This is a genomic window from Chryseobacterium lathyri, from assembly GCF_030812195.1.
GTDB lineage: Bacteria > Bacteroidota > Bacteroidia > Flavobacteriales > Weeksellaceae > Chryseobacterium > Chryseobacterium lathyri_A.
In genome coordinates, this window is the sequence record NZ_JAUSSF010000002.1 from 145,719 (window position 1) to 163,728 (window position 18,010).

Consider the following 18,010-nt stretch of genomic DNA (forward strand, 5'->3'; position numbering starts at 1 on the left):
ATATACAAAGTTTTTTGAATGATTTTTAACTTTTCTTTAATATTCTGTCCAGGTTACGTTTATTTTCTCTATCTTTTATCGCCTCCCTTTTATCAAAGAGTTTTTTCCCTCTACCAAGCGCAATAAGCACCTTTGCTTTACCCTTGTCTGTGATATATAATTTAAGAGGTATAATTGTGTTACCGGCATCCTTTAACTTTTTTTCAAGTTTCTGCAATTCTTTTTTGTGCAACAGCAATTTCCGTTCCCTTTTTGTTTTGTGATTGTAAAAAGTTCCCAATTTATACTCATCAATCATCATATTAATAATGTATAATTCCCCATCAATAAACTGACAGAAGGATTCTGTAATAGATGCTTTGGATGAGCGTAAAGATTTTATTTCTGTACCCGTCAGAACCATCCCTGCTTCAAATTCTTCAAGGATTTCATATTCAAAACGGGCTCTTCTGTTTAATATATTTACTGTTTTTTCGATCTTCATTGTAAAAAATTCGTGATTATACTATTTGGGTTACGTTCAATCTTCATTAAACCGCCCCTTTGGGACTTCGCTCTTATTTATTTTGTTAATGAAATATAGAAAAAATACCTCATATTTAAAAACTTGACTATTACATTATTACGAAATACCCAAATTCTTTTCGTAATTTTGCGCCAAATTTACAAAACTATATGTTAACAGTATCTAACTTATCTTTACAATTCGGGAAAAGAGTTCTTTTTGACGAGGTAAATATTATGTTTACCAAAGGAAACTGCTACGGGATTATCGGAGCAAACGGTGCGGGGAAATCTACATTCCTTAAAATATTAACAGGAAAGCAGGATCCTACTACAGGGCATGTATCTTTGGAGCCGGGGAAAAGAATGTCAGTTTTGGAGCAGGATCACTTTGCTTATGATCAGTTTACCGTTCTTGAGGCTGTTTTAAGAGGAAATAAGAAATTATACGAAATAAAAGAAGAGATGGATTCTTTATATGCTAAAGAAGACTTTTCTGATGAAGACGGGATCAAAGCAGGTGAGCTTGGTGTGATCTATGATGAAATGGGCGGATGGACTGCAGAATCTGATGCTCAGACGATGCTTTCAAATGTTGGGATTAAAGATGAAATGCACTGGCAGATGATGAGTGAACTTGAGAACAAGGACAAGGTAAAGGTTCTTTTGGCTCAGGCTCTTTTTGGAAATCCTGATGTACTGATCCTGGATGAACCTACGAATGACCTTGACATTGATACGATTTCCTGGTTGGAAGATTTCCTTGCTGACTATGAGAACACAGTAATTGTTGTTTCTCACGACCGTCACTTCCTGGATACGGTTTGTACACACATCGGAGATTTAGACTATGCAAAACTTAACCTTTATACAGGTAACTATACTTTCTGGTATCAGGCTTCTCAGCTAGCAACAAGACAGAGAGCTCAGGCTAATAAAAAAGCAGAGGAAAAGAAGAAAGAACTTCAGGACTTCATCGCAAGATTCAGCTCTAACGTTGCAAAAGCAAAACAGGCTACAGCCAGAAAGAAAATGATCGACAAGCTGAATATTGACGATATCAAACCTTCTTCAAGAAGATATCCTGCCATTATTTTCGAAATGGAAAGAGAGGCTGGAGATCAGATCCTGGATGTAAAAGGACTTGAGAAAACAAAAGACGGAGAACTGTTATTCTCAAACATCGATTTAAATCTTAAGAAAGGTGATAAAGTGGCTGTGTTGTCTAAAAACTCTTTAGCCATCACAGAATTTTTTGAGATTCTAGCAGGAAACGTTCAGGCAGATAAAGGAACAGTAGCTTGGGGAGTTACCACGAACCAATCTCATATGCCTTTAGATAACACCAATTTCTTTCAGGAAGATTTAAGCCTGGTTGATTGGTTGAGACAATTTACCAAAAACGATGAAGAGCGTCATGAGGAATTTGTAAGAGGATTCCTGGGAAGAATGCTTTTCTCTGGTGATGAAGCTTTAAAATCCTGTAAAGTACTTTCAGGAGGTGAAAAAATGAGATGTATGTTCAGCAGAATGATGCTTCAGAAAGCCAATGTTCTATTATTGGATGAACCGACTAACCACCTTGACCTTGAAAGTATCACGACTTTGAACAACTCATTGTCTAACTTCAAAGGAAATCTTTTATTAGCATCTCATGACCACGAAATGCTTCAGACAGTCTGTAACAGAATCATTGAACTGACTCCATCAGGAATCATTGACAGAGAAATGACTTACGATGAATATCTTGCAGACAAAAAAGTAAAGGAAATCAGAGAAAAAATGTATTCTTAATTTTTCAGAACACATTAAAAAATCTGTAATAAAGAAATTCCTCAAAGATAACTTTGAGGAATTTTTATTTTAAATGAAGATTGAATTATTTGGTAAGTTTCGTTTTAGGAATAGCAATTGTTCCCGGATCTTTCCATAAACCGTCCTTCTCTGCTCTCTTCTTAATCGCCTGTGCTCTTTTTTCACTGTCAGGGTGGGAATTGAACATTTTCTCAAAACCTGTCTGAGTACTTCCTTCTGAAAGTAAAGCCAGCTTTTTGAATGCAGAATATGCTCCTACTACATTGTAATTATTGGCTTTCATAAAATCATAAGAGTAAGTATCTGCCTGAGACTCTTGTTTTTTGCTGTGTGAAGCATCTAAGAAATCATTGGCCATCTTTCCTACCTGACTTTCATTTAATGCCGCCACGGTTCCTGATGCAGATGATGCCGCATCTAATGCTGCTGCCTTCATGTAAGCAGATTTAATAGCATCTTTGGTATCCTGGTTTTTTACATGTCCGATCTCATGTCCTATTACTGCTAATAATTCATCATCCGTCATAATATCCATTAATGAAGAAAATACACGAACACTTCCGTCTGCACATGCAAAAGCATTGATATCCTTAACTTTATAAACTTTATAGTTCAAAGTAAGGCCGTCCTGGGATTTGTGTTTTCCGAAAAGCTTATTAAGTCTTACTGTATAAGGATCTTTAGGTCCTGCAACCGGATTATTCTTGTCCATCCAGTCAACCGATTCTTTTGACAGTTTCACAGCATCTTCATTGGTAAAAGTAAGGGCTTTTGCTCCCTTCGAAACAACGCCTGCAGCTTTTCCAAGATTAATTTTCTGTGCCGATACAGCATTCATAGTGCCTAAGAATAAAAGGCAGAAGGTAATTTTTTTCATGTTTATTTTAATTTGGACCGCGAAGATAGATAATTTTTTCAACAATCAGTAAGCTAACTTCAACCTTAATCATTTCAAAATGCTATTTTTTTTCCTTATTTTTGTGAAATGAGTCAGAAATGGATTTACAAGCCCGAACCCGATGAGGAAGTTGTGGACAGATTAAGTTCGTCACTTGGTTTTGGTACTTTTGAATCTAAACTCCTCGTTCTGAGAGGAATTGACAATTATCAAAAGGCCAGAGAATTTTTCAAACCAAACCTCAACGATATACACAGCCCGTTTTTAATGGCGGATATGCAGAAAGCCGTAGAACGCATCGCAACTGCAATTGAAAACGGTGAAAAAATATTGGTTTATGGAGATTACGATGTAGACGGAACTACGGCTGTTGCTTTGATGTACCTTTACCTCAGCAAAATTGTTGAGAAAAAATATTTAGACTATTATATCCCTGACAGAAATTCTGAAGGATACGGAATTTCCACCGAAGGTATTGATTTTGCCAAAGAGAACGGTTTCTCCCTGATTATTGCTTTAGATTGCGGTATCAAAGCATCCGACATGGTAAAATATGCACAGGATAAGGGTATTGATTTTATTATCTGTGACCATCACCTTCCCGGTGAAGAGATCCCTAACGCAGTGGCTGTTCTGGATCCGAAAAGAAATGACTGCAGATACCCTTTTAAAGAACTTTCAGGATGTGGTGTTGGCTTTAAGCTTTGCCAGGGACTGAATACCATCTATAAAATTCCTGAAGCTGAATTGTTTGAGCTGACCGATCTTCTGGCTATTTCCATAGCAGCGGATATTGTCTCAATGACCGGAGAAAACAGGGTTTTAGCCAAAATGGGATTAAAAGTTCTTAGAAAAACAAGAAATCTCGGATTAAGATTATTAATTCCTGAAGATAAACTTTCTCATTTTGAAATTTCAAATATTGTTTTTGAAATTGCGCCCAAAATTAATGCTGCAGGAAGAATTTCCCAGGGGAAAGCAGCGGTAGAGCTCATGGTTTCTGATAACCTGAAACATGCCAACCAGATCGTCAGCGATATTATGAATCTTAATGACGAAAGGCGTGAGCTTGATATGAACTCCACGCTTTCTGCTTTAAACCAAATTGTTGAATCCCAGCAGCAAACGAAATATTCTACTATTGTTTATCATCCTGAATGGAATAAAGGTGTGATTGGTATTGTTGCCTCAAGACTTATTGAAACTTATTACAAACCAACTCTGGTATTCACTGACGGCAATAATGGTGAAATGGTGGCTTCTGCAAGGTCGGTTTCTGATTTTGACGTTCATGAAGCACTTGATATGTGCTCTGAATATTTCCTGAAGTTTGGCGGGCATCATGCCGCTGCAGGACTTTCCATGGAAAAGGATAAATTTGAGGCCTTCAAAATAAAATTTGAGAAAATAGTCTCGGAAAAGATTCAGGAACACCAGCAGGAACCTTCTATCACGATAGATTCTGAAATCAAAGTGGATGAGATCAACAGGGAATTCATTAATTTCCATAGGAAGCTCGCCCCATTCGGTCCTCATAATATGAAGCCTATTCTTACACTGACCGACCAAAAGCTGTCCGGTTATGTAAAAACAATGGGAAAAGACAACAATCACCTGAAGTTTTATATCAAGCAGGAATCTACCGGCAGAAATATAGAATGTGTAGGTTTTAAACTTGGGCAGTATGTGGAAGATTTTAAAAATAAAAATTTTGATCTTGCTTTTACCTTAGAAGAAAACCACTGGAAAGGAAATGTAACGCATTATTTGAATATAAAGGATGTAAAGTTCAGGGATTAGTCAATGCTGCTACCTGTTACCTATCATCTGCTACCTACAATCAATGAAAAAAATCGGTTTATTTTTCGGCTCTTTTAATCCGATCCATATCGGACATTTAATTCTGGCTAATTATATCCTGGAAAATTCTGACATGGATGAGCTGTGGTTTGTCGTAAGTCCGCAGAACCCTTTTAAAGATAAAAAATCTCTGCTGAAAGATCACAACAGGCTGGATATGGTACAACTTGCCGTAAAAAGTTATCCTAAAATGAGAGCTTCGAATGTGGAGTTTTCACTTCCTAAGCCCAGCTATACTATTGATACCCTTACCTATCTTCATGAAAAGTATCCTGATTATTCTTTCAGCCTGATTATGGGTGAAGATAACCTGGACAGTCTTCATAAATGGAAAAACGCTGATATATTGATCAAAAATCATCACATTATTGTTTATCCACGGGTTTTTGAAGGCGAAAAGAAAGATTCTGAATATCTTCAGCATGAAAATATTTCTGTCATTAAAGCTCCGGTTATTGAACTTTCCGCCACGGAGATCAGGAATATGATCAAGGGAGGAAAAAATGTTCGCCCAATGCTTCCGCCGGAAGTTTTTGAATATTTGGACGGAAGCAGTTTTTATAAGTAATTTTGTAAATAAGAAATTGGAAGCTAGACTTTAGAAGTTAGCAGGATACAAATACAATAAGTTCTCAGCTTTTTACACTTACAATATGGAATTCATCGAAAAGTTTTTCTCAAAATATCCTCAGGAAAAAGTCATTAAATGGTTTAAGCAAATCTGTTTGGCTGAAGCTGTTTCGTGGTTTTTCCTATTCACAGCAATGACCTGGATACGCATTGATCCGGAAGGCATTTTTCCTATTGTATATATCAGCACTATCGGCAGCATTCACGGATTATTTTTTACACTTTACCTCATCTTTCTACCTGCTATAAGAAAAATATACACCTGGGATGATGAAGACAGCGTCTTCGCTTTAATTGCCGCGTTTTTCCCTTTTGCTACCATCTGGATAGACAAAAAACTGGCCCGATTCGACCGGGAATAATATTATTTTTTATAAATTTTTCTGTTTTGCTGTAACAAAATTCTTGTTACAGTTGTCTTATTGTGTAGAAACTCAAAAGTATTTTAATTTAAAATTAAAATTTTTAACCCTGTAAATCAGCATGTTAAATTCAAGTTAAAAATATTTTAAGTACTTTGTATTGCATGATACTGTTTTTATTATATATCTTTGCTATGTTAAATAATAACAGATACAAGCTATTAAACCACAAAAAATAATGACCATGAAAACTCATATTCTAATTGCCGCCTTATTTTTCAGCGGACTGGCAGCTGCCCAGCAATCAAAAGATACCCTGAAAGTAAAAAACATTGAAGCTGTCAATATCAAGAAGCAGGTTTTCAAAAAACAAAGTGACCGTTTCATATATGACGTAGCTTCTTCTCCTATTGCAAAGGGAACCAATACGTTCAATCTTTTGAAACAGACTCCGATGATCTCAAGCATTGACGGAAAATCTCTTAAGATCATGGGGAAATCTGATGTAGTGATCTACATCAACAATAAAAAATCCAATATGGACGCTGAGGCCCTGATTGAGATGCTGAAGGGAACTCCATCTGAAGATATCCAGAAAATTGAAGTGATCACAACACCGGGAAGTGAATTCCAGGTAGAGTCCAATGAAGGAGTGATCAATATTGTGATGAAAAAGAAGAAAAATGACGGCTACAACGGAACCCTGAAAATGAATAATGAACAGGCTTACTACAATAATCCTTCTGCCGGTGCTTCATTCAATTTCAGAAAAAACAAATGGTCAGTGAATTCAAATTTCAATACGGGAAGCTGGACAGACCGCGAAAGATATACATTATCCAACGGAGATTCTACTTTCAGAAATGAGTCTTTTGGCTATAATGACGATCCAAACAAAAATGTGGGTGGAAGCGTGAATATTGATTATGAGATCAATAAAAATCACAGTTTAGGATTTACCTACAACATGAGATATAATAAGAGTTTCAATTCAATTCTTGATGTAACGAACTGGCAGAACGGCGCACTTGTCAACAGAACCGTCAACAATGAGAATGCACAGACCAGAAATCATTCTTTCAATCTGAATTATGAAATAAAAACGGATTCTATCGGAAGTAAGCTTACCTCTAATGTTTCATATTTATGGTTCAACAGGGATAAAATGAGTACCAATGAAAGTTTTCCTCTAAATAATGATAAGGATAACAAATATAGCGCACTACAGCAGTCGGTCCCTCAGATTATTAATAATTATGCCGCGAACATCGACTATCTGAAAAAAACAGCTAAAGGCAGTACATGGCTGATGGGAGTAAGCTACAACCATACCAATACGGATAATGACACCAGACAGGATGATATTGAAAACGGAGTGATCATCAATAATGTGAATCAGACTAATCACTTTATTTATAAGGAAAGAATCCTGGGTGCCTATCTTACGTATGAAAGAAAGCTAAGCGAGAAATTGTCCGGAAAAGTAGGAACCCGTTATGAAATGACCAGGAGTAGCGGCGAGATTCTTGGTAAAACAAGTTTCGACAGAAACTATAACAACCTTCTTCCCTATCTTAATTTAAATTATGCCATTAACTCAGATCATAATCTTACCTATAGTTTTTCAAGCAGAATCAGAAGACCCAGATTCTGGGAACTGAATCCTTCAAGAACGTATTTCACGCCTAATAACTATACACAGAATAACCCTTTCATACTGGCTTCTAAGTTTTACAACCAGGAACTCAGCTATATGTACAAGAATGCATTTTTTGCCAACCTCAGCTTCAATTATGTAAAAGATGCTTCAAACCAAATACCACTGCAGGGAACTGTAACCGGGCCGGAACAAGATGAAAATGGAAACACAGTAATTGTTACAAGAAGGTTTTTAAGATATATAAGAACGAACTATGGGGATAACAAACAGTTTGGACTGACCTTAGGAATGAACAAATCCTGGTTTCAGGACATCTGGACAACCAATTATTCTGTGAACCTGGGATATAATATCTATAAAGGCTCGGTAACGGAAGATCCTACCTCGGTTCCGGTTGCAGGCCAGACAGAAGTTGTTGAACCTTATGTAATCAGTTTCAAAAACTTCAATGTATCAGGTAATATCAATAATACTGTGCGTCTTTCATCGAATAAAGACTGGTTCTTGGGAGTTAATTATTACTACGGCAGTAAAGTTAAAATTGAAAGCGGAACATTAGGCGTAAGACAGAGCTTTGATGTGAGCTTAAAGAAAATTATGGGTAACTGGACTTTTGTAGCGGAAGTGTATGATGTATTTAACCAAAACTATAACAGCATACAGGGAATACAGCCTAACGGAAGCTATAATAACGTTGTCAATTTTGAATATCCGAGAATTCTGAATATCGGGGTAACCTACAACTTCGGAAATCAGAAACTGAAAAAGGCAAGAGAAATGAAATCGGCCAACGATGCTATAAAGTCAAGAACTTAAGTTTTATAAAAAATTACAATCACCACAACCACTCTGTATCACAACAGCATTTAAATAGAAGAATCATGAAAAAGATCATTATACTGGCAGCAGCTATATCAGGAAGCGTAATTTTTGCGCAGGAAAAAAAATCCGACACGGTAAAAACGAAATCTATAGAAGGCATTACGCTTACAAAACAGGTTTTTAAGAAACAAAGCGACCGTTTTGTGTATGATGTTGCAGCATCTCCGGTTGCCAAAGGAAATACCACTTTTGATCTGTTGAAGCAGACTCCGCTTCTGTCCTCAACGGATGATAAAACATTAAAGATCGCAGGAAAAAACAATGCCCTGATCTATATCAACGGTAGAAAAACGAATATGGATGCTGAATCTCTGGCTCAGTTCCTGAAAAATACACCCGCAGAAAATATCCAGAAAATAGAAGTGATTACTGTTCCGGGCAGTGAGTTTCAGGTGGAATCTTCAGATGGGATCATCAATATTGTTTTGAAGAAGAAGATGAGCGATGGCACCAATGGTAACATACGGATGTCCAATACTCAAAATAAATACAATGCGAGCCAGGCAAGTTTTTCTGTCAACTACCGTAAGGATAAACTGGGAATCAGCGGTAACCTGAACGGTGGGGAAAATATTTCACCCCAAACCTATATTCTAAGAAACGGAACGGACCGGATGAAAAATGAATCGGTAGGAGATATTGATGATCCGAACAAAAACATCGGCGGTTATTTAAATATTGATTATCAGCTTAATGACAACAACAATTTAGCATTATCATGGAACTCCTGGGCCAACAGAAGCTATAATTCAACGATTGACCTGTTTAATACGCTGATTCAGCCGAATGATAAGGGTATAATCGAAACCTCATATACCAGAACAAAAAACAGAGAAGATGCCCGAAATTATAATAACTCAGTTAACTTAAACTATGAATTAAAGCTTGATTCCCTGGGAAGTAAGCTGAATGTAAATGCAGCCTATCTCATTTACAAAAGATTTCAGTTTTCAAAAAACAATACGATGCTTCCCGGCATAACCAATTGGGAAGATTTTTCAAGAACGAGAAAAACAATTGTTCAGGATATCCCACAGATCATTAATAATTTTTCAGGAACTGTTGATTATATCCAGAAATTGAAAAACGACTTCACATTTTCTGCCGGAGGGAATTTTAATAAAACAAAAACTGATAACGATACAAAGAACCTTACCTACGATTATACTTACAAAGCTAACGGAGAACTGGACAAAATAGAAACAACTCCAGAGCTTAATCACTTTATCTACGATGAAAATATTTACGGTCTTTATTTAACCTTTGAAAAAAAGTTCTCGGATAAATTTTCCGGAAAGGTAGGAGCAAGATATGAGATCACCAACAGTTTAGGTACTGCGGACAGCCCGACTAATCCTGTGGAAGCTCAAAGGCATCAGACTATTAAAAGAAATTATAATAACTTTTTACCCTATTTAAGCTTCAATTATGCCATTAATGATAAAAACAATATCTCCTATTCATTCTCAAGCAGAATGAGAAGACCAAGCTTCTGGGAGCTTAATCCGGTAAGAAATTATATCACAGAATATAATTATACACAGAACAATCCTTTTGTAAAGGCATCCTCCACTTACAACCAGGAACTGACGTATATGTATAAAAATTCATATTTCCTGATTCTGAATCACTCCTATTTCAAAGACCAGATTACCCAGGTTCCTTTGCAGGGATATACCAAAACAGCTGATGGCAAAGTGAGCGAACAGAGTGTATTGCGCTACATCAGAACCAATTTTGGGGACAAGCAGGAGATGTCTGCGATGGTCGGAATTCAAAAGACTTTCTTCAAGCAGTATTTAACATTGAATTTCAATGCAGGAATTCAGCACAATATCAACAATGGCTCTCTGGCTGAAGATCCTACAACAGGTGAAACGTTTGTAGATAAGGACGGAAAGGCACTGGTGTATACTAATAACGTAAAATCGACAAGTTTGGTTATTACCAGTAATAACACACTTCGTCTGGATAAAAAGAAAACCTGGTTTCTGGGTGTTAACTATTTCTTTATCGACAAACAGCAAATCGAGCTGGGAATGCTGAAAAACCTGATGAGCCTGGATCTGAGCATCAAGAAAAACTGGAACGATTGGACTTTTGCGTTGAACCTTAATGATGTATTAAGAACAAATATTTTGGAAATTGAAGACGATCAATCCAACGGGAATTATAACTACATCAGAAATGATCAGTACAGAAGAAGCATGACGGTGAGCCTTACCTACAATTTCGGAAATCAGAAAGTGAAAAAAGTAAGAGACATCGAGGGAGCATCAGATGCTATTAAGAGCAGAACAAAATAAAAACATCATTCTTCATATTCAATTATTTTTGTGGTAAGACCCGTCGGAAATTCCGGCGGGTTTTCTATCTTTAACATTATGGATAAAAATAGTTTTATAAGCATTCTGTGCTTTCTTTCAATTTGCCTTCTTTGGACCGGCTGCAAAGAAAAAACAATGACTTTGGCTAAAGACATTATTTTTGAAAAAGAAGAAAACATCCGGTATGGAGATGATCCTGAACAAAAATTAGATCTTTATACTCCTAAAAACAGAGACTCAATAAAAGGTGTCTTTATTATTATTCATGGAGGAGGCTGGCGAAGCGGAGATAAATCACAACTCACGTTCTTTACCCTTTCTATGATGCAAAAGTTTCCTGATTATGCCTTTGCCAATATGAATTACAGATTGGCAGATAATGATTCCTTTATTCTTCCTGATCAAACAAAAGACATTGATCATGTTTTAGATTTATTAGTTAAAAAATCTGTGGAAATGAAGTTCACGCCTGAATTTATTTTGCTTGGAAATAGCGCAGGTGCCCATTTATCAATGTTATACGGATATAATAGGATTTTCGACCATAAGCATAGAACAAAAATCAAAGCCATTGTAAATATTGTAGGACCTGCTGATTTAAACAATGCTGATTTCAAAAATTATTCTGACTATTCTTTTATCAAAAAGCATATGATCGATTCATCAAAACCAACTCCAACAGATATTACTCATCTGGATATTCCGAATCCTATTTTCTGGATTAATGGAACATCCCCACCTACTATCTCTTTTTATGGAAACAGGGATCAGGTTATTCCTTTATCTCAAAAGAGAAGATTGGATTCTGCTTTGATTCAAAATAAAGTAAAGCATGAAACCTATGAATTCAATGGTGGACATCTGGACTGGGACAAAGCTCCGAATGATGAATTCCTGATCGATAAAATTGCCTTTTTTCTTAAACAAACTGATAAAAAATAAACGCTTTGAAAATTTCAAAGCGTTTTAATTTTTATTCTGATTTTACAGCTTCTGTTCTTTCCGAAATTCCATTCGAATTGAAGGCTTCGATCTGGAAATAGTAGGAGTCAGTCCGGTCGGCTCCGGTAAAGAAATATTCATTCTTTCCATATACCATAATGCTTCCGTATAATTTATCCGGAGATTTCCCCCAATAAATCACATATCCGTCTGCATCCTGGTTCTGCTGCCATTTCATCCAGATGCTTCTTCTTTCACCGTATTTTTTAGGGTCAGCTCTTAAAGGAACAAATCCTTCCACTTTTTTGGGTCTTTCGCCCTCTCCTTTTCCGAAGACTCTGAAACCGCTTAGAGCAAATTTCCCGGTAGGCATTTTCAGGTTTTCCATTTTCAGAAACCTTGCCTTAACAGGTTTTTCCAGCTCTATATAATCGTGGGGAACATCTTTGGTGTTTTTACTTTTATCTACGACAACATTCCACTTCCTTCCGTCATTCGAGCCGTAGATTTTATATTGATGCATTTTGCCCAATGTTTTCCCTAAAAACTCAACATCCTGATCTGCGTAATTGATCTGAATCGCATTAATTGTGGAAACTTCGCCAAGATCTGTCTGAAACCATTCTCCGGAATTGCCTGTTTTCGCACTCCAATAGGTCTTGATATCTTCATCTACCGCTAAATTTGATTGATAACCTCCTAAGGTAGAAGAAACCTGGACAGGCTTGTTATAATTCAGCAGCATCCAGCCTGCGAAAAGACCTTTTGAAAAATCTTTACCCTGGGCATATTGTGGGAGATAGGTTGGGTAATCTCCGTAAGCCGTATTGGTATACATTACATCATCCTTATCAAATCCTGCCGGCCAGATCCCCAGTCGTCTTTCAAAATTATTCTTGGTGGAAATAAAGATCGTTGAAACATGCCACCAGTTTTTATAATTGTCTTCAAAAGTGGCTCCGTGCCCTGCTCCTCTTGCAAAGCCCCCGGGTTTATAAGAAAAAGGATTGTGCTGTTGGTACTCAAAGCCTTCCAGAGGATTTTTGCTGACATAAACTCCATCAGAATATCCGCTGAATTCGGTAGCCGGAGCTCCGTACTGCATATAATATTTTCCGTTGTGTTTCGTCATCCATGCACCTTCTACAAACGGCTGAAGGAAAACATTGTCATTATATTCACCAAACCTTTCCCAACCGTGATCTTCAGGCTTCAGCTTTATAATAGGTTTTACAAAGCCTTCAGACTGCAGGTTTTTAACCTTCACTTCAGTTCCCAGTAGCGGCCATTCGTTGCTGGATCCCCAGTAGAGATACAATTTATTTTTGTCCTCGTCATAATGGAATGCAGGATCCCAAGCCCCAACTTTTAATGTATCCACAGCAATTTTCCAGTCGTCTTTGGTAGGATTGGTACTTTTCCAGATCGGGAAATCCTGTTCCCAGGTAGATCCGTAAACATATAAAGTATCTTTCATTTTCCAAACAGCGGGCGCGTTCAAATCGTGGATATATTTGTTATCTCTCAGGAATTTTCTTTTTACAAATTTCCAGTCCAACATATCGTCGCTGTACCAGTATCCTTCCTGATTGGTAGAAAAGAGGAATAATTTTTCTTTAAAATTAACAATCACCGGATCGGCGGTAGCCCGGTGTTTTCCCTGTTTTGAGAAAGCTTCGAACGGCGTATAGCCATAATCAATGTTAATCGGGTTACAGAATGTTTTCTGCTGGGCACCAACGAATATTCCCAACAGAACAGCGAATGATAAAAAGTACTGCTGTATCTTCATAATTTTTTGCTTAAAGGACAAATTTAGGTAACTTTTTTTGGTTTCCTCCAAATAAAACCGTCAAGGAGATAATGAGAAAGCTGAGGAACAACCAGTATGGGAACTAAAAACTGAAGGATATTTTCCGAAACATGGAGATCCAACGAAAAATGTTCATTCCAGACCAGCACTTCCCACAAAAATTCTTCAAAGAATGCAAATCCCAAGATCACTCCAATAAATAGAAATATTCCAAGGGCTGACTTAAAAACAGAAAGCCTGTCCAGCTGATGGTTTTCTTTCTGCCGGATCTCCCGGATGTATACCAGTGCAATGTATGGAATCCCATGCGAAATGACGTTCAGAAAAGTAAAGACCAGATCATTGTTGAAATAGACGATTCCAAAGTACCATGAAAGATAGGTTCCCGCTATCAGAGCGATTTTCGGAATATTGAAATTTTCAGTTTTAAAGACTTCAAAAACCGTTTTTAAAATCCAGGCAACCAATATGACAACGTAAATTATAGTAATGGGTCCGGTATAATCCGGCAGATTTTTAAGCCAGTCAAATTCATTTTCTACAAACCACGTAAAAGCACGCGGGGTCTTAAACCAATACAGCATAGGATAAACTGTAGCAGAATAAACAGTGACCTCATCAATCCTTTTTCTCCAGTTATTAGGTTCAAAACGGGCATAAATCCTCATAAAACCGTACTGTTGACGGATAAAATGAAAAACAGCTGCCAGCGCAAGGCCTGACCAGAACACCAGGCTGCCGAACTGGAACAGGGCCACCCCCAAAACCCAACTCAGGATAGGAATTCCCCAATACAGAAGTTTCCTCTTCTGCACTTCTCCCTTTACGAAATAGGTTTTGAATAAAGTGGAATACACATGCGCTACATCTACAAAAACAATAAGAAAAAGCCATGTGTAAAAGGAATGATTGTTTTCAAGCCCTTGAATCTGTTTCTGAAAAAGAAAAATAACGAGCAGGATCAGGAAAGGCGGAGATAAAATAAACCACCAGTCTGTTTTTGCATTATGTATCCAAGGCTGTTTCATATCATCTGCTGTGCTGTTCTTAGTCCCTGATAAAAAGCTTCTTCAAAAATAGAAATTCCTGAAAGATCTGTATGGGCAAAGAAAATTTTCCCGTCAATGGGTTCTTTTGCTCTTTGGGTTTCTTCACCAAAAATCTGGTCGGGAACCGGAGCTATCATAGCATGTCCTATTTTATGAAAATCCATTTCTAAAATAAAATCTTCTATTAGCGGATGTGCCTTCTTTAAATCATCTAAAACTAAAGTTTTAAGCTCACTTTCCTTCATGGAATACAGCTTACGTCTTGCTTTTTTACAGTCGTTGCTGGAAAAACTCCTGTAATAGGTGATCACTTTCTCTCCAATGACCTGCTCAACGTTCTGATGCTGATCAAAAATATAACCCAGTCCGGCAGAACCGTAGATGACATTATCCCAAGCCAGTTCCTCATCACCTCCAAACTCATTCTTTAACGTAATAGTGGTCAGGAGCCAGGGAACATAATTAAATGATGATGCTTTTTTACTGCTAAAAATTCTCTCGGCAACAAACTGAGGACCTGTAAACAGAACTTTTTCAGCAGTGATTTTAACTGTCTTTCTGGTAAGGTTATCGAAACTTAAAACCTCAACTTTATCATTTATATTAACTTCAAAAACCAAATGACCGGACTTATGTTTTCCGTTCGTAAATTTTGAGAGATGTTTGGCCAGCCTTGCATTTCCCTCCGGCCATGTAAAGACCTGATCTTTATATTTTTGGCTCCAGTTATTTTTTCTTCCTGCAAAATAATGGATTCCTGCCCAGGCAGAAACAAAATCAATTCCTAATCCATAATCGTCTCTGCAGGAATAATCCAGCAGCCACAGCAATTCTTCCGATGTATAATGATGTTCTTTCAGCCAGTCTTTAAAAATGACCTTTTCTAGCTCTACAGCATCATTTTCTGTGCTTGAATCATGGACAGGAATAGTAAACCAATATTTTCCATGAGCATCTTTTTTCTGGCGGAAATCATCAATTGCTTTAAAGAAACGGTCAAATTCTTTCAGAACTTCTGCATCAGTTCCTTTCTGCGGAACAATATCATTCTGCCATACATTTTTATAAAACAGTCTTTCCTGCTGTGGAAAAGTCATCTGGTATTCATCCAGTACAGGTTCTCCGTTTTCGTCATCCCCCTGATAGATTCCACAGTCCCGTAAAAATTCAATGAGTTCAGTATTTTCTTTATTGGGAAGGGGCATGTAATGCGCACCCAGAGGAAACTTTGAAAATTGATTCTGTCCGTTTGAAGAATTTCCGCCCAACCTGTTCTCCATTTCAAGCAAAAGGTAATCATTTTGATTATTCTGGCTTAAAAACCGGCATGCAGAAAGCCCGGAGATTCCGCCTCCGACAATGAGATATTTTGTATGGATTTTTTCTGAAAATTTTGGAAAATCTTTGGCCCACAGTTTGTGTCCGAGGATATGATTGGTTCCGGTAATTTTAAGCATCAGAGACCTTGCTTTCTTTCCGCAGTACTGCAGAAAAGGAAGCATAAGACTGCCCAGAAAAACCGTTGTAAGAAAATCTTTCCTACTGTACTTTCCCCCACTCTTCATCGAAATAACGGACTAATATCTGGTTATCCAGACGGTTAACTTCTACATCATTCACTTTCATGTCTTTGCTAAAATAAGAAAGTTGGGAAAAATTATAATCGTAATATTTTAAATTGGGAATCTTTCTGTAGATCCTATTGTTTACAGGTTCAAATGAAGCCATTGAAAACCCCCATTCTCCGAATGACGGTACGTAGGTATGATATGCTGAAGTAAAAGGAAATATCTGACTGATCGTTTTTTCTATACACCAGAAAGATTTCGGAGCAAAATAGGGAGATGTGGTCTGGACAACAATTTTGGTGTCGGAACCGGCCAGTCTTTCCAGTTCTTTGTAAAACTGCAATGAATAGAGTTTTCCTAAACTGTAATTGGAAGGATCAGGAAAATCAATAATGATCACATTGAACTTCTGTCTGTTCTCTTTGACCCAGACGTACGCATCTTTGTTGATGATTTTGACCTTGGGATCAGATAAAGAACTATGGTTTAAGGTACGCATGGTTCCATTGGTTTTGAAGAAATCGGTCATTTCTCCGTCTAGGTCAACAAGGGTAATATTTTTTACTTCTTTATATTTCAGTACTTCACGTGCAGCAAAACCATCACCACCACCTAAAATCAGGATATTCTCAATATTTTTTGCCATAGACATCGCCGGATGCACCACCGCTTCATGATAACGGTATTCATCTGTGGAGGAAAACTGAAGGTTATTATTCAGATACAGCCGGAATTCATGGTTATTTCTCGTGAGAACAATTCTCTGGTAGGGCGAGCTTTTGGTATAGACCACATTTTCACCGTAGAGTTTTTCTTCTGAATACGACAAAATCTTATCTGAAAAGATAAAAAGGGCAAGAAGAAATGTAAAAGCCCCAATGGATTTTATCTTTAAAGAAAGCGGTTTTGAAAGTTCTTTTTTAATATAAAAACATAAGAATATGGCGATAGAAACATTAATCAATCCAAAAAACAAAGGTGTTTTTACAATTCCCAGGTTCGGAATAAGCACGAGAGGAAACAGTATTGAGGCCAGTAATGCACCAATATAATCAAAGGCAAAAACATTTGAGACTAAGTCTTTAAACCCTATTCTGTCTTTTAGGATATTCATCAAGAGCGGAATTTCCACTCCGACCAGACATCCGGTAAAGAAAACAAAAAGGTAAAGCACTGCCTCAAAATGGGCCAGGGTATTAAACAGGATAAATAAAACAACTGAACTTACCCCACCGACAATTCCCACAAGGATTTCAATCTCTACAAATTTATCGATGAGATTTCCTTTGATAAATTTAGCAAAATATGACCCTACCCCCATTGAAAAGAGATAAACGCCAATGATGAAAGAAAACTGTTTGACAGAATCTCCCAAAAGATAACTTGCCAATGCCCCTGCCACCAGCTCATAGATGAGCCCGCACGTTGCAATGACAAAAACCGAGAACATTAAAAGCAGCTCAAGAGGAATCCTCTTCTTATCCATGAATCGCGGCGCTTATGATCATTGAAATTCCTATGATAAATGCTCCGAAAACAATCGCTAACGCTACATTTTTATTTTGTGAGATCTCATGCCATGTTTTTTCAGGGGTCAGCTTTTCGATAATGAAATAGCAAACCAAAAGAATGGCTATTCCTAAAATTGAATATAACACAGAGTTGAATATCGGCAGTAGATTAATGTTATCCATAGTTTA

At 37.3% G+C, this 18,010-nt stretch carries 14 protein-coding genes; 7 read left to right on the top strand and 7 right to left on the bottom strand.

From position 1 onward, the window contains the following. Window positions 1–25: 25 nt before the first annotated feature. On the bottom strand, window positions 26–484 hold the full coding sequence (gene smpB / locus J2T03_RS10835; RefSeq protein ID WP_040993570.1) for an SsrA-binding protein SmpB: 459 nt from the start codon (window positions 482–484) through the stop codon (window positions 26–28). Between the two features lie 191 nt (window positions 485–675). On the opposite strand from smpB, the gene J2T03_RS10840 reads away from it, so the two are divergent. Next, a complete protein-coding gene (locus tag J2T03_RS10840; RefSeq protein WP_307211210.1) occupies window positions 676–2,298 on the top strand; it encodes an ABC-F family ATP-binding cassette domain-containing protein in 1,623 nt (540 codons plus the stop codon). 85 nt (window positions 2,299–2,383) lie between these two features. Here J2T03_RS10840 and J2T03_RS10845 read toward each other — a convergent pair whose 3' ends face one another. Beyond that, window positions 2,384–3,196, bottom strand: a complete 813-nt coding sequence (locus tag J2T03_RS10845; RefSeq protein WP_306840402.1) for a M48 family metallopeptidase — start codon at window positions 3,194–3,196, stop codon at window positions 2,384–2,386. 108 nt (window positions 3,197–3,304) lie between these two features. On the opposite strand from J2T03_RS10845, the gene recJ reads away from it, so the two are divergent. From recJ to J2T03_RS10875, 6 genes are all read left to right on the top strand, one after another. Then, complete coding sequence (gene recJ, locus J2T03_RS10850) at window positions 3,305–5,017, top strand: single-stranded-DNA-specific exonuclease RecJ (protein WP_306840403.1); 1,713 nt, start codon at window positions 3,305–3,307, stop codon at window positions 5,015–5,017. A gap of 43 nt (window positions 5,018–5,060) precedes the next feature. After that, window positions 5,061–5,645, top strand: a complete 585-nt coding sequence (nadD, locus tag J2T03_RS10855; RefSeq protein ID WP_307211211.1) for a nicotinate (nicotinamide) nucleotide adenylyltransferase — start codon at window positions 5,061–5,063, stop codon at window positions 5,643–5,645. A gap of 85 nt (window positions 5,646–5,730) precedes the next feature. Next, a complete protein-coding gene (locus J2T03_RS10860) occupies window positions 5,731–6,069 on the top strand; it encodes a DUF3817 domain-containing protein (protein WP_306840405.1) in 339 nt (112 codons plus the stop codon). A gap of 244 nt (window positions 6,070–6,313) precedes the next feature. Beyond that, window positions 6,314–8,545, top strand: a complete 2,232-nt coding sequence (locus J2T03_RS10865) for an outer membrane beta-barrel family protein (RefSeq protein ID WP_307211213.1) — start codon at window positions 6,314–6,316, stop codon at window positions 8,543–8,545. A gap of 65 nt (window positions 8,546–8,610) precedes the next feature. Further along, entirely contained in the window at window positions 8,611–10,917 is a 2,307-nt protein-coding gene (locus tag J2T03_RS10870) for an outer membrane beta-barrel family protein (protein WP_307211215.1), read from the top strand. 156 nt (window positions 10,918–11,073) lie between these two features. Then, complete coding sequence (locus J2T03_RS10875) at window positions 11,074–11,880, top strand: alpha/beta hydrolase (RefSeq protein WP_307211217.1); 807 nt, start codon at window positions 11,074–11,076, stop codon at window positions 11,878–11,880. A gap of 31 nt (window positions 11,881–11,911) precedes the next feature. On the opposite strand, the gene J2T03_RS10880 is transcribed toward J2T03_RS10875, so the two are convergent. From J2T03_RS10880 to J2T03_RS10900, 5 genes are read right to left on the bottom strand one after another with little or no spacing between them, the layout of a single operon-like run. Further along, on the bottom strand, window positions 11,912–13,672 hold the full coding sequence (locus J2T03_RS10880) for a discoidin domain-containing protein (RefSeq protein WP_307211219.1): 1,761 nt from the start codon (window positions 13,670–13,672) through the stop codon (window positions 11,912–11,914). A 23-nt stretch (window positions 13,673–13,695) separates the two neighbouring features. Beyond that, window positions 13,696–14,721, bottom strand: coding sequence for a hypothetical protein (locus J2T03_RS10885; RefSeq protein ID WP_307211221.1), 1,026 nt, complete (start codon window positions 14,719–14,721; stop codon window positions 13,696–13,698). After that, window positions 14,718–16,307, bottom strand: a complete 1,590-nt coding sequence (locus J2T03_RS10890; RefSeq protein WP_307211222.1) for an NAD(P)/FAD-dependent oxidoreductase — start codon at window positions 16,305–16,307, stop codon at window positions 14,718–14,720. Before J2T03_RS10890 ends, J2T03_RS10885 begins: the two co-directional genes overlap by 4 nt. After that, on the bottom strand, window positions 16,282–17,796 hold the full coding sequence (locus tag J2T03_RS10895) for a polyamine aminopropyltransferase (protein ID WP_307211224.1): 1,515 nt from the start codon (window positions 17,794–17,796) through the stop codon (window positions 16,282–16,284). Before J2T03_RS10895 ends, J2T03_RS10890 begins: the two co-directional genes overlap by 26 nt. Further along, the gene (locus J2T03_RS10900; protein ID WP_276729455.1) at window positions 17,789–18,004 is read right to left on the bottom strand and encodes a DUF350 domain-containing protein; all 216 of its coding nucleotides are present in this window, start codon (window positions 18,002–18,004) and stop codon (window positions 17,789–17,791) included. Before J2T03_RS10900 ends, J2T03_RS10895 begins: the two co-directional genes overlap by 8 nt. Between the last annotated feature and the right edge of the window lie 6 nt (window positions 18,005–18,010).

Coding starts and splice junctions, on each gene's coding strand:
- J2T03_RS10880 (WP_307211219.1), bottom strand. CDS start 13,672: ATGAAGATACAGCAGTACTTTTTATCATTCGCTGTTCTGTTGGGAATA.
- recJ (WP_306840403.1), top strand. CDS start 3,305: ATGAGTCAGAAATGGATTTACAAGCCCGAACCCGATGAGGAAGTTGTG.
- J2T03_RS10870 (WP_307211215.1), top strand. CDS start 8,611: ATGAAAAAGATCATTATACTGGCAGCAGCTATATCAGGAAGCGTAATT.
- J2T03_RS10900 (WP_276729455.1), bottom strand. CDS start 18,004: ATGGATAACATTAATCTACTGCCGATATTCAACTCTGTGTTATATTCA.
- J2T03_RS10860 (WP_306840405.1), top strand. CDS start 5,731: ATGGAATTCATCGAAAAGTTTTTCTCAAAATATCCTCAGGAAAAAGTC.
- J2T03_RS10840 (WP_307211210.1), top strand. CDS start 676: ATGTTAACAGTATCTAACTTATCTTTACAATTCGGGAAAAGAGTTCTT.
- J2T03_RS10895 (WP_307211224.1), bottom strand. CDS start 17,796: ATGGATAAGAAGAGGATTCCTCTTGAGCTGCTTTTAATGTTCTCGGTT.
- nadD (WP_307211211.1), top strand. CDS start 5,061: ATGAAAAAAATCGGTTTATTTTTCGGCTCTTTTAATCCGATCCATATC.
- J2T03_RS10875 (WP_307211217.1), top strand. CDS start 11,074: ATGACTTTGGCTAAAGACATTATTTTTGAAAAAGAAGAAAACATCCGG.
- J2T03_RS10890 (WP_307211222.1), bottom strand. CDS start 16,307: ATGAAGAGTGGGGGAAAGTACAGTAGGAAAGATTTTCTTACAACGGTT.
- smpB (WP_040993570.1), bottom strand. CDS start 484: ATGAAGATCGAAAAAACAGTAAATATATTAAACAGAAGAGCCCGTTTT.
- J2T03_RS10885 (WP_307211221.1), bottom strand. CDS start 14,721: ATGAAACAGCCTTGGATACATAATGCAAAAACAGACTGGTGGTTTATT.
- J2T03_RS10845 (WP_306840402.1), bottom strand. CDS start 3,196: ATGAAAAAAATTACCTTCTGCCTTTTATTCTTAGGCACTATGAATGCT.
- J2T03_RS10865 (WP_307211213.1), top strand. CDS start 6,314: ATGAAAACTCATATTCTAATTGCCGCCTTATTTTTCAGCGGACTGGCA.